The organism is Haemophilus aegyptius (genome assembly GCF_900475885.1).
GTDB classification, from domain to species: domain Bacteria; phylum Pseudomonadota; class Gammaproteobacteria; order Enterobacterales; family Pasteurellaceae; genus Haemophilus; species Haemophilus influenzae.
Genome location: NZ_LS483429.1, coordinates 1,413,970 through 1,428,756, shown reverse-complemented (window position 1 = coordinate 1,428,756; position 14,787 = coordinate 1,413,970). Strand labels below are relative to the sequence as shown.

The window sequence follows — 14,787 nt, the reverse complement described above, 5'->3', positions numbered from 1 at the left end:
CATAAGATTCAGAGCCTTACAAAAATAACTTTAACGTATTAAAATCAAACAAAATTTAAATATAAAAATGAATACAAAAATGCTATGCAATCAATCAATCAATCAATCAATCAATCAATCAATCAATCAATCAATCAATCAATCAATCAATCAATCAATCAATCAATCAATCAATCAATCAATCAATCAATCAATCAATCAATCAATCAATCAAATTGTAGGATTTGTTAAAACTTGCTACAAGCCTGAGGAAGTATTTCATTTTCTTCATCAGCATTCCATTCCTTTTTCCTCCATTGGAGGAATGACCAATCAAAATGTTCTACTTAATATTTCTGGAGTTAAGTTTGTATTACGGATCCCTAATGCCGTAAATGTGTCACTGATAAATCGAGAATATGAGGCATTCAATAATGCACAGGCATATCGTGCTGGTTTGAATGTAGAAACCCCCGTATTAGATGCCAAAAGTGGCGTAAAACTGACTCGTTATTTAGAAAATAGTAAGCCTTTAAGCCAGATACAATTAAACGAACAAAGTTGTTTGTCTCAAGTTGTGAATAATTTATGTCGTTTACACAATAGTGAATTTGTTTTCCGTAATGTATTTAGCGTATTCGATGAGTTTCGCCAATATTTTTCATTGCTAGAAAACAAATCCGCTTTTTATCAAGCTGATTCGAGAATGGATAAACTTTCAGCTGTATTTTGGCAATTTGAAGAAATCAATAAAGAGATAATTTTACGTCCGTGCCACAATGATTTAGTCCCTGAAAATATGTTATTACAAGATGATCGGCTATTTTTTATCGATTGGGAATATTCGGGCTTAAATGATCCGCTATTTGATATAGCTACTATCATTGAGGAAGCTCATTTATCAAAAGAAGCTGCTGATTTTCTATTAGAAACCTATTGCAATCAGACAAATAAATATCACAAGACAGAATTTCAAATCGCTCACAAACGGTTAAAAATCCATCGTTTTTGCCAAAATGTATTGTGGTTTTTATGGACAAAAGTCAAAGAAGAACACGGCGAGAATTTTGGCGATTATGCGTTAAAACGCTTAGACGCAGCATTTAAACTGTTAGAGGAATTGCCATAATGCGTGGCTATCTCTTTGGCATACTGTCCGCTGTATTTTGGGCATTATCTGGACTGTTGTATAATGAATTGCCATTAAGTGAATATACTGCGTTAGGGAAAGTAATTTCATTGCTTTTTTTAATTGATTTTTGCTCGTTATTAGTTATCGGCATCACATTATGGCGAAAAAGTGCGGTAGATTTTCAAGGTGTTTTTTGGCGACCTGCGTTATCTGGCGTATTAGGTGGACCAATAGGAATGTCTGCCTATTTATTAAGCATTCATTATTTAACAATCTATTATGCTGCACCGCTTTCATCTCTCTTTCCTGTTTTCGCTGCGTTAATGTCTTATTGGATTCTAAAAGAAAAAATTACCAAAACAGCCCAATTCGGATTCGTCTTGGCTATTATTTCTTCTTCGTTGCTTGCTATTGAAGTAGGACAAGAAATAACCTTTAATACTATCGGTTTTATTTTTTTAATAATTTGTATATTAGGGTGGTCATCTGAAATAGTGATATCCTCCTATACAATGCGTTCTCTCTCTGGACTTCAGGTGTATTTTTTAAGACTATGTGGTTCAACTATTGGTTATTTATTGATTCTATTTATTCTTTCCTTGAAAAATTTCTCACTAGATATACTTAGTTTTAATTATGTACAAATTGTTGGTGTAATAATCTTTGGTGCATTATCTTACTGCTGCTATTACCAAGCGATTTATCTGTTAAAACCAATCAAAGCAATGGCATTAAATATCACATATTCTGTATGGGCAATTGGACTTGGTTATCTGCTCTATCAACAGCCAATTAAGCCCATTACCTTACTGCTTACCTTATTATTAAGTGCAGGAGTGATCGTTACACTTTATTACAAAGGGGAACAAAAATGAATGCAATCATTTTAGCAGCAGGCCTAGGCAGCCGATTTAAAGAAATCACACAAAGCACACATAAATCATTGTTAGATATTCACGGCACACCTAACTTAGAACGGACACTCACTTTTCTACGTCAAGCAAATATCGACAATATTGTCATTGTTACAGGGTATTTACACGAACAATTCGAGTATCTAAAGAAAAAATATGACTGCACCTTGATTTACAACGAAAAATATCGCGAATATAACAGCATTTATTCCTTTTCTCTGGCACAGGACTTCTTTAATGATTGTTATGTTATTGATGCGGATGTAGTGCTTAATCGTAATATTTTTCTAACGAAACCATCACACAGCAAATATTTCACGGTTATCCGTTCTAAAACGCACAATGAATGGCTACCGATTTTAAATAGTAATGGGCAAGTAATGCGTATTGAGATTGGATCATTAAACCAGCCTAGCTTGTCAGGGGTATCTTATTGGACAACTCGGGATTGCAATATTATTCTAAATTTACTCAAAGAATATACAAATGAAGTGCAGTTAAAAAATCCAAAACTTTATTGGGACACCATTCCGATGGAATATATAGATAAATTAAATGTTCATACGGAGCAACTTAACAACGATGATATATTTGAGATGGATAACCTTGATGATTATCAGCATATTTTACAAAAACTTACAACAAACAAGGAAAAATAATGAAAAAATTGACTCTTAGAGAACAACAACTAGTTTGTCTCAATATCTTAGATTATTTCCACGCATTATGTGAGCGACACCAAATTCACTATTCTCTTGGTGGTGGAACATTAATCGGTGCTATACGCCACAAAGGCTTTATCCCTTGGGATGATGATATTGATGTTTATATGCACCGTGATGAATATCAAAAATTTATCAATGCTTGGCTACATGAAAAACATGAACGATATAGCATAGGGACAGCGGAAGATATTCTAGCCTCTAATACTGGTGAAATGACAAAAATATTCGACAATAAAACAAAGACGATTGATATAAATGGAGATGAAAACAAAATATTTATAGATATTTTTATCTATGATGGAATACCAAATAACAAAAAAATTATTTATACAATAATCAAAAAATATAGAAAAAGAAAAAACCGTTTTGCATCTTGTAAGAAACGTTGGATAAGAGCTTCCCAAAATTCATTAAAATATACAATACTAAATTGGTTATCGAATCTTTTATTTCATAGAATGCAAAACTATTTATCCGAAATTCAAAAATTGCACCCAATTAATACCTCAGAAAATATAGGGTTATTAATGACGGAATATCGTAATTGGAATAAAGCTTATATGCCAAGAGCTTATTTTAATCACGTTATTTATAAAGAATTTGAGGGGCGACAATTTCAAGTAATGAATGGATATCACGAACACTTAACGCAATATTATGGAGATTATATGAAACTCCCCCCAGAAGAAGAGCAAAAACAACATCATATTCAAGAAGCGTATATTTTGTAAGCGAAAGGGCAGATTTAGTTCTGCCCTTTTTCAATTATTACTTAACCTTCCCACAATTCAAACAATACAAATACTGACCTTTAGGATCATTAAATTTAGTTAATACATTCAATTCTTTTTGTAATTTTTGAATTGGAGCTGGCAGACCAAGCCATTTAACTAATTGCTCTTGAGTACCTTTTTTAGTATCGCGCAATAAAGTGCTAATTAAACTAACATTATCATCAGTGAACCATTCCACGCTAAAATCTTGTACGGCAGTATCTTGGCGTTGATTCACTAATTGTTCTGCTTTATTGACCGCTTCATTAAAAGAACCAATCTCATCCACCAAATCATTTTGGAATGCATCACTGCCTAACCAAACCTGACCCTGAGCAAGTTTATCTACTTGTGTTTTAGAAAGCTGGCGACCTTTGCTAACAATTTCTAAAAATCGGTCATAACCATACTCAATTTCTGTTTGATAAATATCTTGCACAGGTTTTGCTAACGGAGAAAACGCTGATGTATTGGCTAATTCAGTAGTTGAAACACCATCTGCATTCACGCCTATTTTCTTAATGCTATTTTCAAAAGTCGGGAACATCGCGAAAATACCAATAGAACCCGTAATGGTGTTTGCGTCAGCAATAATATAATCCGCAGTGGAGGAAATCCAATAACCGCCAGATGCAGCCATTGCCCCCATAGATACGATAACAGGCTTACCGATTTTCTGTAAATTTTCAGTTTCTTGACGAATCATTTCAGAAGCAAAAGCACTCCCACCTGGTGAATTAACCCGTAAAACAACGGCTTTTACTGAGTTGTCATCTTGAGCTTTACGGAGAATTCGCGCAATGGTGTCTCCACCTGCATTTTCTTCATCACTTTCTCCATCGATAATCGTTCCCTCCACATTTACTACGGCAATTTTATTTGGCGAATTATCCTGTGGTGTTAAACGATCAGGAAATTGCGTTAAATAATCATCAAATGCGACTAAATTAGCTTCTCCATCTGCATTTTTGCCAAAAAGTGCGGTTAATTTTTTCTCTAAATCTAAACGAGTTACAACATCGGTTACTAATCCACGTTGTTGGGCATAAGCGGTACTATTGCCTTTTAATTCTTTAAGTTCTGCAAGATACTGTTTTGCATTCGGCAAAATGCGATCTTTCTTAATCTTGCGATTTTCACTGACGGATAAAATATAATTATTCCACATTTCGCCTAACCAACGCTGCATATTTGCTTTTGCCTCAGCCGACATATCGTTGCGTAAAAATGGCTCTACCGCTGATTTATAAGTCCCTACACGGAAAATATGTGGTGTAACGGCTAATTTGTCGAGCATCTCTTTAAAATACAAATTCTCTTGCGATAAACCGTGAATATCCACGCTTCCAATTGAATTTAGATAAATTTCATCCGCAAAACTCGCTAAATAATATTGTCCTTGGGAATAATTATCCGCATAGGCGATCACTGATTTCCCTGCATCTTTAAAGTGACGAATAGCACCACCAATAAAATCTAATGCGGGCAAATCTGCCCCTTCAAAATAATTAAGATCGAGCACTAATCCTTTAATTTTAGGATCATCTTCCGCTTGTTGAATGGCAAATACCACATCAAATGTCGAAATTTTTCGAGGAACGTGCTTACCATTTAATTCGTTTAACGCATCTTGCCAACGAAGTGTTTCATCTCGATTGTCCGCTAGATAGCCATCTAAATTAAGTAATAACGCACCTTCCCCTATTAATGTTGTAGATTTTTTCCCGCCACTTGAAAAGCTAATAATCGCCACTAGCAGCAATACAAAACCTAAAAACACGACATTCATCACAAGATCACGAATGAAACAAAGGGCTTTCCAACAAAATTTTAATACTCGAAACATACACATTACCTTTAAAAAATTTGCACTAGCGTATCACAAAGCCTTGTCAAAAACTATGCTATAATCCACCGCACTTTTATTCACAGGCATAATACAATGGATTCATTAACACTTTTAACCACAAGAAAATCAAACAAAAAATTGACCGCACCAGCGCCTAATACAGAACAACTTGAACTTATTCTCCAAGCAGCAATGCATGTACCAGATCATGGGAAATTACATCCTTATCATTTTGTTGTAATGGAAAATGAGGGCTTAAATAAATTGGAAACGCTACTTAAAGCAGCCGTTGTAGAATTTGATTTGGGTGAAGAAAAATTAAAGAAAGCTGAAAATTTAGCACATCGAGCACCTATGGTCATTGGTGTGGTAGCAAAAATCGATCCAACTATCGCTAAAGTGCCTGAATGGGAACAAATGTTGAGTGCAGGTTGTGCAACTTATGGATTACAACTGGCAGCACAAGCACAAGGATTTGATAATGTGTGGATTTCAGGGAAATGGGTTAATGGTAGCGCATTACGAGAAGCTTTCGGATGTCGTGAACAAGATCGTGTGATTGCCTTAGTTATGATTGGCACAGGCATAGAAAAAGCAGAACGTGAATACCGTGTTATCGATACAAAAGATTTTGTAACCTATCTATAAAATATTTCTTGCTTTCCTCAAAACTTAGAGGAAAGCAAGATATTGCCTACTCTTCTTCCAATTCATCCGCCATCGCCACCAATATTTCTCGTGTAAGAATGGCTAATGCACGATAAAAAGGCAAGGTTGCTTGCGTTTCTACTTGAGTTAAAAACTTCGCTGCACAAGGTAATAAAAAAGTTTCAAAGAATTCTTGTTGAGCCACTAAAGAATCTGAATTATCTTCAAGCCAAGAGGCTGTAAGTAATAATAAAGCAAAATGATCCGCACTTTCCACCTCTGGCATATTGCGTACAAGGCGAAAATTCACAAATTCTTCAACATCAATGCCATAAGCTGAAATAGCGGTTATCACTTTACCATTCGCAGCAAATAATTTTTGATATTCTTGGTTCAATAAATCAAGATCAATTTTAACTTGTAGGCTATTCAGTGCTAATTCACTTTCTTTATCAGTATCTAACGCCCAAACTTGGATCAAACCTTTTTGTTGTAACCAAGCAAACGCGCCTGCAAGTACTTCATCGGTGGGAGAACGATAAAAAAGATTACCGAATAATCGACTAATTAATGAAAAATTATTAATTTGTTTTTCAGACATTACGCTTTTTCCTTTAAAAGTGCGGTCAGTTTTTCTTTTGTTTTTTGAGCGGCAAGTTCAATCATTGCTTTACGCGCCCCATCATCAATTAAATGAATATCACCGAATAATTCAAACTCGACATTTTCAATGCCACAGTAATTAAATAATCCATTAATTAAACAATGATTGAGAGATTTATCCACACCAAACTCTTTATATTTATCGAGATTACTGCCAATAGTAATAAATTGCAGCATTTGCTTATTTTTAAGCAACCCCACTGATTCGCCGTTTTCCGTTTTATAGGCAAAGCCGTGACTTAATACGCGATCTAAATAGCCTTTCAATATTGCTGGAAAGCCCATCCACCAAAGGGGATAAACCAACGTAATTAAATCCGCTTGAAGAATAAAATTATGCTCTTGCTTAATATCTTCTGGAATAATACCCTTATGGGCATTTCGCAATTCTTCAAAAGATAAAATGGAATTGAAATTCATTTCATAAAGATCGCGAAAAAATACATTTACACCGTTTGCTTGACTGATTTGCTCAATACGATTAGCAATTGCTCGCCCAAAACTACGCTCTGAATTAGGATGAGCAAAAATAATTAAGTGGTTCATTTTTCTTACCTATTTGTAGGGAAATAAAACGTGGCAAAAGTCTATCAAAATAGACCGCACTTTGCATATAAAATCACATAAAAAAAGCGGGCAATGCCCGCTCTCTTATTTGCATCATAATTATGCTGCGTTTTTACGTTCTTCTTCCATACATACTGCCGCAGTAAATAATACGTCAGTTGATGAATTTAATGCTGTTTCAGTTGAATCTTGTAAAATACCAATAATGAAACCAACACCGATCATTTGTGCTGCTACATCATCAGAAATACCAAATAAGCTACATGCTAATGGGATTAATAATAATGAACCGCCCGCTACGCCAGATGCACCACAAGCACAAAGTGCTGCAACAATACTTAATAAAAGCGCACTAACGAAAGAAACTTCTAAGCCTAGTGTATGAACTGCGGCTAAAGTTAAGATAGTAATAGTAATCGCCGCACCCGCCATATTAATGTTCGCACCCAATGGAATAGAAACAGAATAAGTTTCTTCATCAAGATTTAAGCGTTTTGCTAATTCGATGTTCACGGGAATATTTGCTGCGGAACTACGTGTGAAGAATGCAGTTACACCACTTTCGCGTACACAAGTCCACACTAATGGGTAAGGATTACGACGGATTTTCCAGTAAACCAAAATAGGATTTACAACAAAAGCAGTAAATAACATCGTACCAATTAATACAGCAAGTAATTGCACATAACCGCCTAATGCGACTAAACCTTTATCAGATAAGGTTTCAGCCACTAAACCGAATACACCAAATGGCGCAAAAGAAATAATCACGTGAACAATTTTTGATACGCCTTCTGCAAAATCAGATAATACATTTTTAGTTGCATCAGATGCATGACGTAAAGCCAAACCTAAACCAATAGACCAAGCTAATACACCAATAAAGTTTGCTTTGAAAATTGCATTTAATGGATTATCTACCACATTTAAAATTAATGTTAGCAACACTTGACCAACGGCTTGTGGTGCAGAACTTGAATCTTCTTTCGCAGCCAATACCACTTCCGTTGGGAATACGAAACCAGCAATAACAGCAACAAATGCAGCTAAGAATGTGCCTAAAAGGTAAAGCACAATGATTTCTTTCATATTGCTTTTCGTACCAATTTTACGGTTTGCAAGGGCAGCCATAACAAGAAAGAAAATTAAAATTGGTGCAACGGCACGCAGAGCTTTTACAAAAATCGTACCTAATACGCCAACTTTTTCAGCAAGATTAAAACCAATGGTTTCTTGTAATGGTGCTGAAATCAATGCAACAACAATACCAAGAACCAAGCCAGCGGCAATTCGTTTTACCAAACTACCCTGAAATAACAGACTAAATAGACATGATGTGTTCATATTTTTATCTTTCTTTTAGTAAATTTAACTTCAGATTGTTACCAATCCACCTAGGGGGAATTAAAGATAGCGTAAAATTTTAATGAAAGAAAATATTTTTATTATTTTTCACTCTAAAAGTGAACTTTTTTCTAAAGTTATTAGATATTCTCTAAAAACATACTTATAAAAAAATTTTTTATTTAACCTATTGACACCCTGTATGAAATATCAGTAAAATTTAGCTGTACAAAAAAACAGGGTAAAAGGTTATTTATCCATATTATTTAACAGGAGATAAGAGAATGAACAACCAAACTTTGGCTACACAATATGAAATGGATTTTTCTTATAATCCACTGCCTTTTTTCAGTGATATAGAAGATAACCTTAAATTCAACAAAAAATTAGATTTAAATCTTTACTGTATCAAACGTCCAAAACAAACTTGTTTTATTCATATAACTAACCCAAATATGTTGGCTTGGGGAATTGAAAGCGGCGATATGTTAGTCGTCGAAAAAAATGACGATCTTTATTCTGGTGATCTTGTTGTGCTAGAAGAAAATAACGAATTTCATGTCTATGAATTTATGGTGCATAGCGGCAATTATCTTTTCATGGCATTGGATTCCACAACACCAAATATAAATACAAAAGATTGGTCGAATTTACCTATTGTCGGCACCGTAACCAATACGATTCATCAAATGAAACGTCGCGATAAAATGAAATGGGCAGCGTAGTTAAAAGCAAATAAAAAAGTGCGGTGAAAATCAACCGCACTTCTATCTAGTATCTAGATTATATTTCAATTAATTACTCGTCGCTTTACGTCTAGCAATAACTGCATCAGAAAGTTGTTGCAATAATCTTTCAGAATCTTCCCATCCAATACACGCATCCGTAATACTTTGTCCATAAGTCTGCGCTTTGCCATCAACTAAATCTTGACGACCTTCCACTAAATGGCTTTCCACCATTACGCCAAAGATTTGTTTAGAACCAGATGCAATCTGATTACATACGTCTTGGCAAACATCCATTTGCTTTTTATATTGTTTACTGCTGTTTGCATGGCTAAAATCAACCATAACGTGTGGAATACGCCCTGTTTTTTCAATATCAGCACAAACTTTTTCTACATCTTCAGCACTATAGTTAGGGCCTTTATCTCCACCTCGTAAAATAATATGGCAATCTTCATTCCCTTTTGTAGAAACAATTGCAGAATGACCAAATTTAGTGACAGATAAGAAATAGTGGGGAGCTTCCGCCGCACCAATTGCATCTAAAGCGACTTTCACACCACCATTAGTGGCATTTTTAAACCCAACAGCACAAGATAAACCTGAAGCCAACTCACGATGAACTTGTGATTCTGTTGTTCTAGCCCCAATCGCCCCCCAGCTCATAAAATCTGCCAAATACTGAGGTGTAATCATATCTAAAAACTCGCCCGCTGCAGGCACACCAAGATCATTAATATCTGAAAGTAATTTCCGTGCAATACGCAACCCATCATTTAAACGATAAGTATCATTCAAATATGGATCATTAATTAAACCTTTCCAACCCACCGTTGTACGCGGTTTCTCAAAATACACACGCATAATAATTTCAAGGCTATCTTTGTATTTTTCACGTAATGGTTTTAAACGAGTCGCATATTCAATGGCAACTTTCGGATCATGAATAGAGCAAGGCCCAATCACGACTAATAAACGATCATCTTTACCATGAATAATATTATGTGCCTCATGACGAGTTTGCTTCACTAATACCGCAGCATGTTCACTTGCTGGGTATTTTTCTAATAAGGCAATGGGTGGTAACACCTGATCGACTTTTTCAATTCGCGTATCGTCGTTTGCCACGACAATTTCAATTTTCTCTTTAGCCATACATTACTCTCTTGCTTTCAAATGTTGTGTTTAAATTATGTAGCTAATCTACACTTATTTTTGTACTAGTAAACTAGTTCGATATGTTTTTTTTAGAATAAAACCTACGAATTCCCTATTAAACTATCTTTACAACTCCCTTGCAAGCTGAATAAAACGAAATAATTAAGTAAATAAAAGAAAAAAAAATACCGCACTTTTGTGCTGTACTCTCGAAATTAATGGCTACTTAATACTTGTGCAGGTTGTAATTTAGCAGCTCGGCTTGCTGGATAAAGGCTTGCTATTAAACTCAAGGCAAGTGCAGCGATTAAAACCATCAAAACATCCGACCAATGCAACTCGCTTGGCAAGAAATCCACAAAATACACATCTCCCGATAATAATTTCTTACCGATAATCCACTCAATGCCTTGAATAAAAGTTGTCAGATTTAATGCAAGTATAATGCCTAACACAATTCCAATTAAGCAACCTTTCATTCCTGCCTGTAAGCCATACCAAATAAAAATACGTTTGATAAACGCGTTATTTGCTCCAAGCGTACGCATAATGGCAATATCGCCTTGCTTATCTTTTACTGCCATAATCAGCGTAGAAACAATATTAAAACACGCAACACCGATCACAAGCACCATTGCGATATACATTACGGTTCTAATAAGCTGAATATCGCGATACATATAACCAAATTTACTAATCCAATTTTGCATATATAGCATCTGCGGATAATCATTAAACATTGATAAATCCAGATTTCTCACAGAAAAAGGATCATCTAATTTCAATTCAACACCTGTAATTTGATCAGGTTGATAAGTCAAAAAGGTTTGTGCTTGAGCAAGCGGCAATAAGGCATAACTATAATCAAGCTGACCATCTAAGCGTAAAATAGCGGTAACTTGCACTGGCTCACGAATTGGTTGAGCAAATTGTTCATCGCCGTTTTGCTGAGAAATAAGCAAGGTAATCCAATCCCCTACTTTTACATCAAGTTCTTTAGCGATACCCGCTCCCAAGACCAATCCGCCTTCTTTCTCAAATTTGTTCCAACCTTGCTCTTGTACAAAATTGCCAATTGAACTTACCTTATCTTCTGCTTGTTTTTTAACACCTTTGACCTGAACAACTTTCAATTTTGAGCCATTTTCTACCAATGCCGTAAAGCTAACAAAAGGAGAGATTCCTTTAATTTGTGGATTTTGTTGTAGGCGTTTTTCTAAATTTTGCCAATGATGAATTGTGGGATCTTTCTCTTGAGGCGCAGAAAAAATCTCAATATGCGGCACGACGGCCAAAATCCGTTGATTAAGCTCACGCTCAAAACCATTCATCGCACTTAAACCAACAATTAAAACTGCAACACCCAACGCAATACCAATTGCAGAAAATTTTGCAATTAACGCGACTAAAGGATTTTTTTGCTTGCCACGTTGATAACGCCAGCTAATAAAAAACGGCGTATTCATCACGCCCCCTCCTTCAAAAGACCATCTTGCATCACTAAACGGCGTGATAATTTTTCCGCAAGCCCCATATCGTGAGTGACTAATAAAAAAGCAATATTTTGCTCTTGATTAAGTTGTTGAATCAGCTCAAAAATACTTTCAGTGGTCTTGTGATCGAGATTTCCTGTGGGTTCATCCGCTAAAACTAACGATGGATTATTCACTAAAGCACGCGCAATCGCCACACGCTGACGTTCCCCACCAGAAAGCGCAGAAGGACGATGCGTAATTCTATGGCTTAATCCCACCGCACTTAGCATTTTTTCGGCGCGATCTTTCGCTTCAGTTTTATTTTGATGACCAATCAACATCGGCATCATCACATTTTCAAGTGCGGTAAAATCCGCCATTAAATGATGGAATTGGTACACAAATCCTAAATAACGATTACGCAAAGCAGCTAATTCATTAGCCGATGCTTTTTGCAAGGATTGTCCATTAATAAACACTTCCCCACTACTTGGCTGATCAAGTCCCCCTAAAGTATGTAATAAAGTACTTTTCCCTGAACCTGAACTCCCCACAATCGCAACTAATTCTGCAGGTTCCATAGAAAAAGAAACGCCTTTTAATACTTGCGTTTGATTTTCACCTTCTTGATAAAATTTATTGATATTTTCGCATTTTAATAAATAGTTATTCATTTTTTACTCGTTTTAACCGCACTTTAGCGGCAGATAATCCCATCAAAAACTTGCGCGAGTCTATCACACTTTTCCTTGAGCTTAAATTTCAATACACCCAAAGTATTCAAATCCTGTTTCAGGAAAATGTTTTTCAAGATAACGTTTTAAATAGCGTTGGGTTTCTTGACTAATAATAGGATCATATTCTGGGTAACCGTTATACATTACACTTAATACTGAAATACCGCGAGTACGACAAGCCTCTAAACTTAATAATGTGTGGTTTATACTGCCTAGTTTTCCCGATGTCACTAAAATCAAAGGGTAATTATTTAACTGGATATAATCCAACGTCGTCTCTTCTTCACAATAAGGTACCATTAAGCCACCAGCACCCTCCAATAGTACATAATCATATTTTTCTGTCAAAAGTGCGGTAGATTTTTCAATGATTTTTGCTTCAATTTTTCTACTTTCTCGCTTTGCCGCTAAATGTGGCGAACAAGGATATTCAAAAACATAAGGGCAGGTTTTGCCTTGTAAATCTTCTTCCGTTAAATCAATCCCTTGAATCTTTCGATGCACAAGTAAATCATCAGCGATATTTTTACAACCTGTTTGAATCATTTTTTGTGTAATCACGGAAAAGCCTTGTTCCATCAACTTTTTAGCATAAATGCCTGTAGCAATCGTTTTTCCCACATCGGTATCAATGCCAGATATAAAAATAACCTTGCCCATAAATATTCCTTACTGATTTTCTATGTGAGAATAGCGCGCGATAAAAAATAACGGATGATAAGTCAGACGCACTTTGCCCGACGGCATACTGAACGCCGACAAGTAATCGCCAATAAATCCATTGAGATTTTTTCTTGTCCAATTTTTTTGGTTCGTGGCTGTTACGCCTGTATATTTAAGGTGTTTGAGTACATCTAACGGCGTATCAAAGTCTAGTATTACCTTAAAATCCTCACACCATAAAAGCTCAAAATCTTTGGCCAACCAAGTCTGCCATTGGGATAAAGTCGGGTAATTTAAGCCTATATTTGTGATCTGGCGGACTTCTTTTAAATTATCTTCGCCAAAGGTTGCAACCGCCAATAATCCGTTTGTTTTCAAGCCTGTTTTGCAATGGGCGATAAAAGCGTCGGGTTGGTGAAACCATTGCACGGCGGATGCGCTTGCGATTAAGTCAAATTGTTGCAAAAAAAGGAAATGTTCGGCATCGCCGCAATAAAAATCAAAGGATTGCGGCAATTTTTCAGCCAGTTTGGCCTGCACATCGCACAAATCATTAAATAACCAATAATCCGCTGAAATCTGTTTTTGCAACAATGAGCTCAACATACCAGACCCGCAACCAAGCTCCAAAACACTATCTAGTGACCCATTTGGTAAATAATCTTGCAAATGTGTCATTAACTTAATATTCATTTTCTGTTGAATTAACGCATGTTCATCATAGCTATTTAAGGCTTTTTGGAAGGCGTGTTGAATACGCGATTTATCTACGGAAGTTAATGATTCCATAATGCCGACCAGTGGGTAAATCTTGAAAACACATAATGCTCACCCTCTATTTCCTGAACGGCACAACGGGATGCCCAATATTGGTGCTGATTAGCTGGCGTAAAAATTTTATCGCGAGAACTAACCCATGCATTTGCCCAGTGAATAAGATCGGTGCGTTTATCCTGCTGAATCATCGCAAAAATTGCGGTAAGTTCTTGATGAATTTCGTCAAACGGACGGGCTGGAAATAGTCGGTAACGTTCAAAAGATGCTTTATCGCCACAGATTCTGCGTTCAAATTTTAAACGGGTATTTTCTGTGAGATTGCCCAGTGTCGCTTTAAAAATAGTGTCAGGAATGCCAAAATTGTCATCACAGGGCAAACCTGTGCCATTCACTGCCGTTGCGGATTTTAATCTTATTCCTTGCAATGCCCTCTCTGCCGCCCAAACGCCCATAGACCACGCCACCAAACGGATGTGCCGATAGGCGGAAAAATCAAAATCCAAATTTAAATCTTGATAATCGTAGCAAATTAATAAATCATGATCTGTTGGCAAAATCAAATGAGCTACAGCATCAAGAGGTGTCCCCCAGCCAGCAAAATAAACTATTAAATGCTCACCTTGATGATCATAAAATTTCGTTTTCACATTATTTC

At 36.0% G+C, this 14,787-nt stretch carries 16 protein-coding genes; 6 read left to right on the top strand and 10 right to left on the bottom strand.

From position 1 onward, the window contains the following. The first annotated feature begins 67 nt into the window (after window positions 1-67). Genes licA through DQN49_RS07530 form a run of 4 tightly spaced genes read left to right on the top strand, consistent with a single transcriptional unit; the run spans window position 68 to window position 3,481 of the window. On the top strand, window positions 68-1,108 hold the full coding sequence (gene licA, locus DQN49_RS07545) for a phosphorylcholine kinase LicA (protein WP_111723582.1): 1,041 nt from the start codon (window positions 68-70) through the stop codon (window positions 1,106-1,108). Continuing rightward, window positions 1,108-1,986 (top strand): choline transport protein LicB, encoded by an 879-nt coding sequence (gene licB / locus DQN49_RS07540; RefSeq protein ID WP_006996615.1) that lies wholly within the window; start codon window positions 1,108-1,110, stop codon window positions 1,984-1,986. Before licA ends, licB begins: the two co-directional genes overlap by 1 nt. Continuing rightward, a complete protein-coding gene (locus DQN49_RS07535; RefSeq protein ID WP_006996616.1) occupies window positions 1,983-2,684 on the top strand; it encodes an NTP transferase domain-containing protein in 702 nt (233 codons plus the stop codon). Before licB ends, DQN49_RS07535 begins: the two co-directional genes overlap by 4 nt. Further along, on the top strand, window positions 2,684-3,481 hold the full coding sequence (locus DQN49_RS07530) for a LicD family protein (protein ID WP_111723580.1): 798 nt from the start codon (window positions 2,684-2,686) through the stop codon (window positions 3,479-3,481). Before DQN49_RS07535 ends, DQN49_RS07530 begins: the two co-directional genes overlap by 1 nt. A 37-nt stretch (window positions 3,482-3,518) precedes the next feature. On the opposite strand, the gene sppA is transcribed toward DQN49_RS07530, so the two are convergent. After that, entirely contained in the window at window positions 3,519-5,369 is a 1,851-nt protein-coding gene (gene sppA / locus DQN49_RS07525; RefSeq protein WP_006996090.1) for a signal peptide peptidase SppA, read from the bottom strand. Window positions 5,370-5,465: 96 nt separating this feature from the next. Here sppA and DQN49_RS07520 point away from each other — a divergent pair, with 96 nt between their 5' ends. Beyond that, window positions 5,466-6,020 (top strand): NAD(P)H nitroreductase, encoded by a 555-nt coding sequence (locus DQN49_RS07520; RefSeq protein WP_006996091.1) that lies wholly within the window; start codon window positions 5,466-5,468, stop codon window positions 6,018-6,020. Between the two features lie 46 nt (window positions 6,021-6,066). Here the strand turns inward: DQN49_RS07520 and DQN49_RS07515 are convergent, their stop codons facing one another. The 3 genes from DQN49_RS07515 to sstT all read right to left on the bottom strand — a co-directional run bounded on the left by DQN49_RS07515 (window position 6,067) and on the right by sstT (window position 8,594). After that, window positions 6,067-6,621 carry a TorD/DmsD family molecular chaperone gene (locus DQN49_RS07515; RefSeq protein WP_006996092.1) on the bottom strand — a complete coding sequence of 185 codons (555 nt, stop codon included), beginning with the start codon at window positions 6,619-6,621 and terminating at the stop codon, window positions 6,067-6,069. Next, window positions 6,621-7,229 carry an NAD(P)H-dependent oxidoreductase gene (locus tag DQN49_RS07510; RefSeq protein WP_006996093.1) on the bottom strand — a complete coding sequence of 203 codons (609 nt, stop codon included), beginning with the start codon at window positions 7,227-7,229 and terminating at the stop codon, window positions 6,621-6,623. The genes DQN49_RS07515 and DQN49_RS07510 overlap by 1 nt, the downstream gene beginning before the upstream one ends. A 120-nt stretch (window positions 7,230-7,349) precedes the next feature. Beyond that, window positions 7,350-8,594 (bottom strand): serine/threonine transporter SstT, encoded by a 1,245-nt coding sequence (gene sstT, locus DQN49_RS07505; protein WP_006996094.1) that lies wholly within the window; start codon window positions 8,592-8,594, stop codon window positions 7,350-7,352. Between the two features lie 284 nt (window positions 8,595-8,878). On the opposite strand from sstT, the gene DQN49_RS07500 reads away from it, so the two are divergent. After that, window positions 8,879-9,319: a LexA family protein gene (locus DQN49_RS07500; RefSeq protein WP_006996095.1), complete on the top strand. Its 441-nt coding sequence runs from the start codon at window positions 8,879-8,881 to the stop codon at window positions 9,317-9,319. A 69-nt stretch (window positions 9,320-9,388) separates the two neighbouring features. Here the strand turns inward: DQN49_RS07500 and aroG are convergent, their stop codons facing one another. The 6 genes from aroG to DQN49_RS07470 form a co-directional block, all read right to left on the bottom strand. Beyond that, window positions 9,389-10,477: a 3-deoxy-7-phosphoheptulonate synthase AroG gene (gene aroG / locus DQN49_RS07495; RefSeq protein WP_006996096.1), complete on the bottom strand. Its 1,089-nt coding sequence runs from the start codon at window positions 10,475-10,477 to the stop codon at window positions 9,389-9,391. Window positions 10,478-10,695: 218 nt separating this feature from the next. Then, window positions 10,696-11,946 (bottom strand): lipoprotein-releasing ABC transporter permease subunit LolE, encoded by a 1,251-nt coding sequence (gene lolE, locus DQN49_RS07490; RefSeq protein WP_006996097.1) that lies wholly within the window; start codon window positions 11,944-11,946, stop codon window positions 10,696-10,698. Then, window positions 11,946-12,629 carry a lipoprotein-releasing ABC transporter ATP-binding protein LolD gene (lolD, locus tag DQN49_RS07485; RefSeq protein WP_005693575.1) on the bottom strand — a complete coding sequence of 228 codons (684 nt, stop codon included), beginning with the start codon at window positions 12,627-12,629 and terminating at the stop codon, window positions 11,946-11,948. Before lolD ends, lolE begins: the two co-directional genes overlap by 1 nt. Before the next feature lie 81 nt (window positions 12,630-12,710). After that, window positions 12,711-13,352: a dethiobiotin synthase gene (gene bioD / locus DQN49_RS07480; RefSeq protein ID WP_006996098.1), complete on the bottom strand. Its 642-nt coding sequence runs from the start codon at window positions 13,350-13,352 to the stop codon at window positions 12,711-12,713. Window positions 13,353-13,361: 9 nt separating this feature from the next. Continuing rightward, entirely contained in the window at window positions 13,362-14,144 is a 783-nt protein-coding gene (bioC, locus tag DQN49_RS07475) for a malonyl-ACP O-methyltransferase BioC (RefSeq protein WP_006996099.1), read from the bottom strand. Beyond that, the gene (locus tag DQN49_RS07470) at window positions 14,132-14,779 is read right to left on the bottom strand and encodes a DUF452 family protein (protein WP_006996100.1); all 648 of its coding nucleotides are present in this window, start codon (window positions 14,777-14,779) and stop codon (window positions 14,132-14,134) included. Before DQN49_RS07470 ends, bioC begins: the two co-directional genes overlap by 13 nt. Window positions 14,780-14,787: the final 8 nt, after the last annotated feature.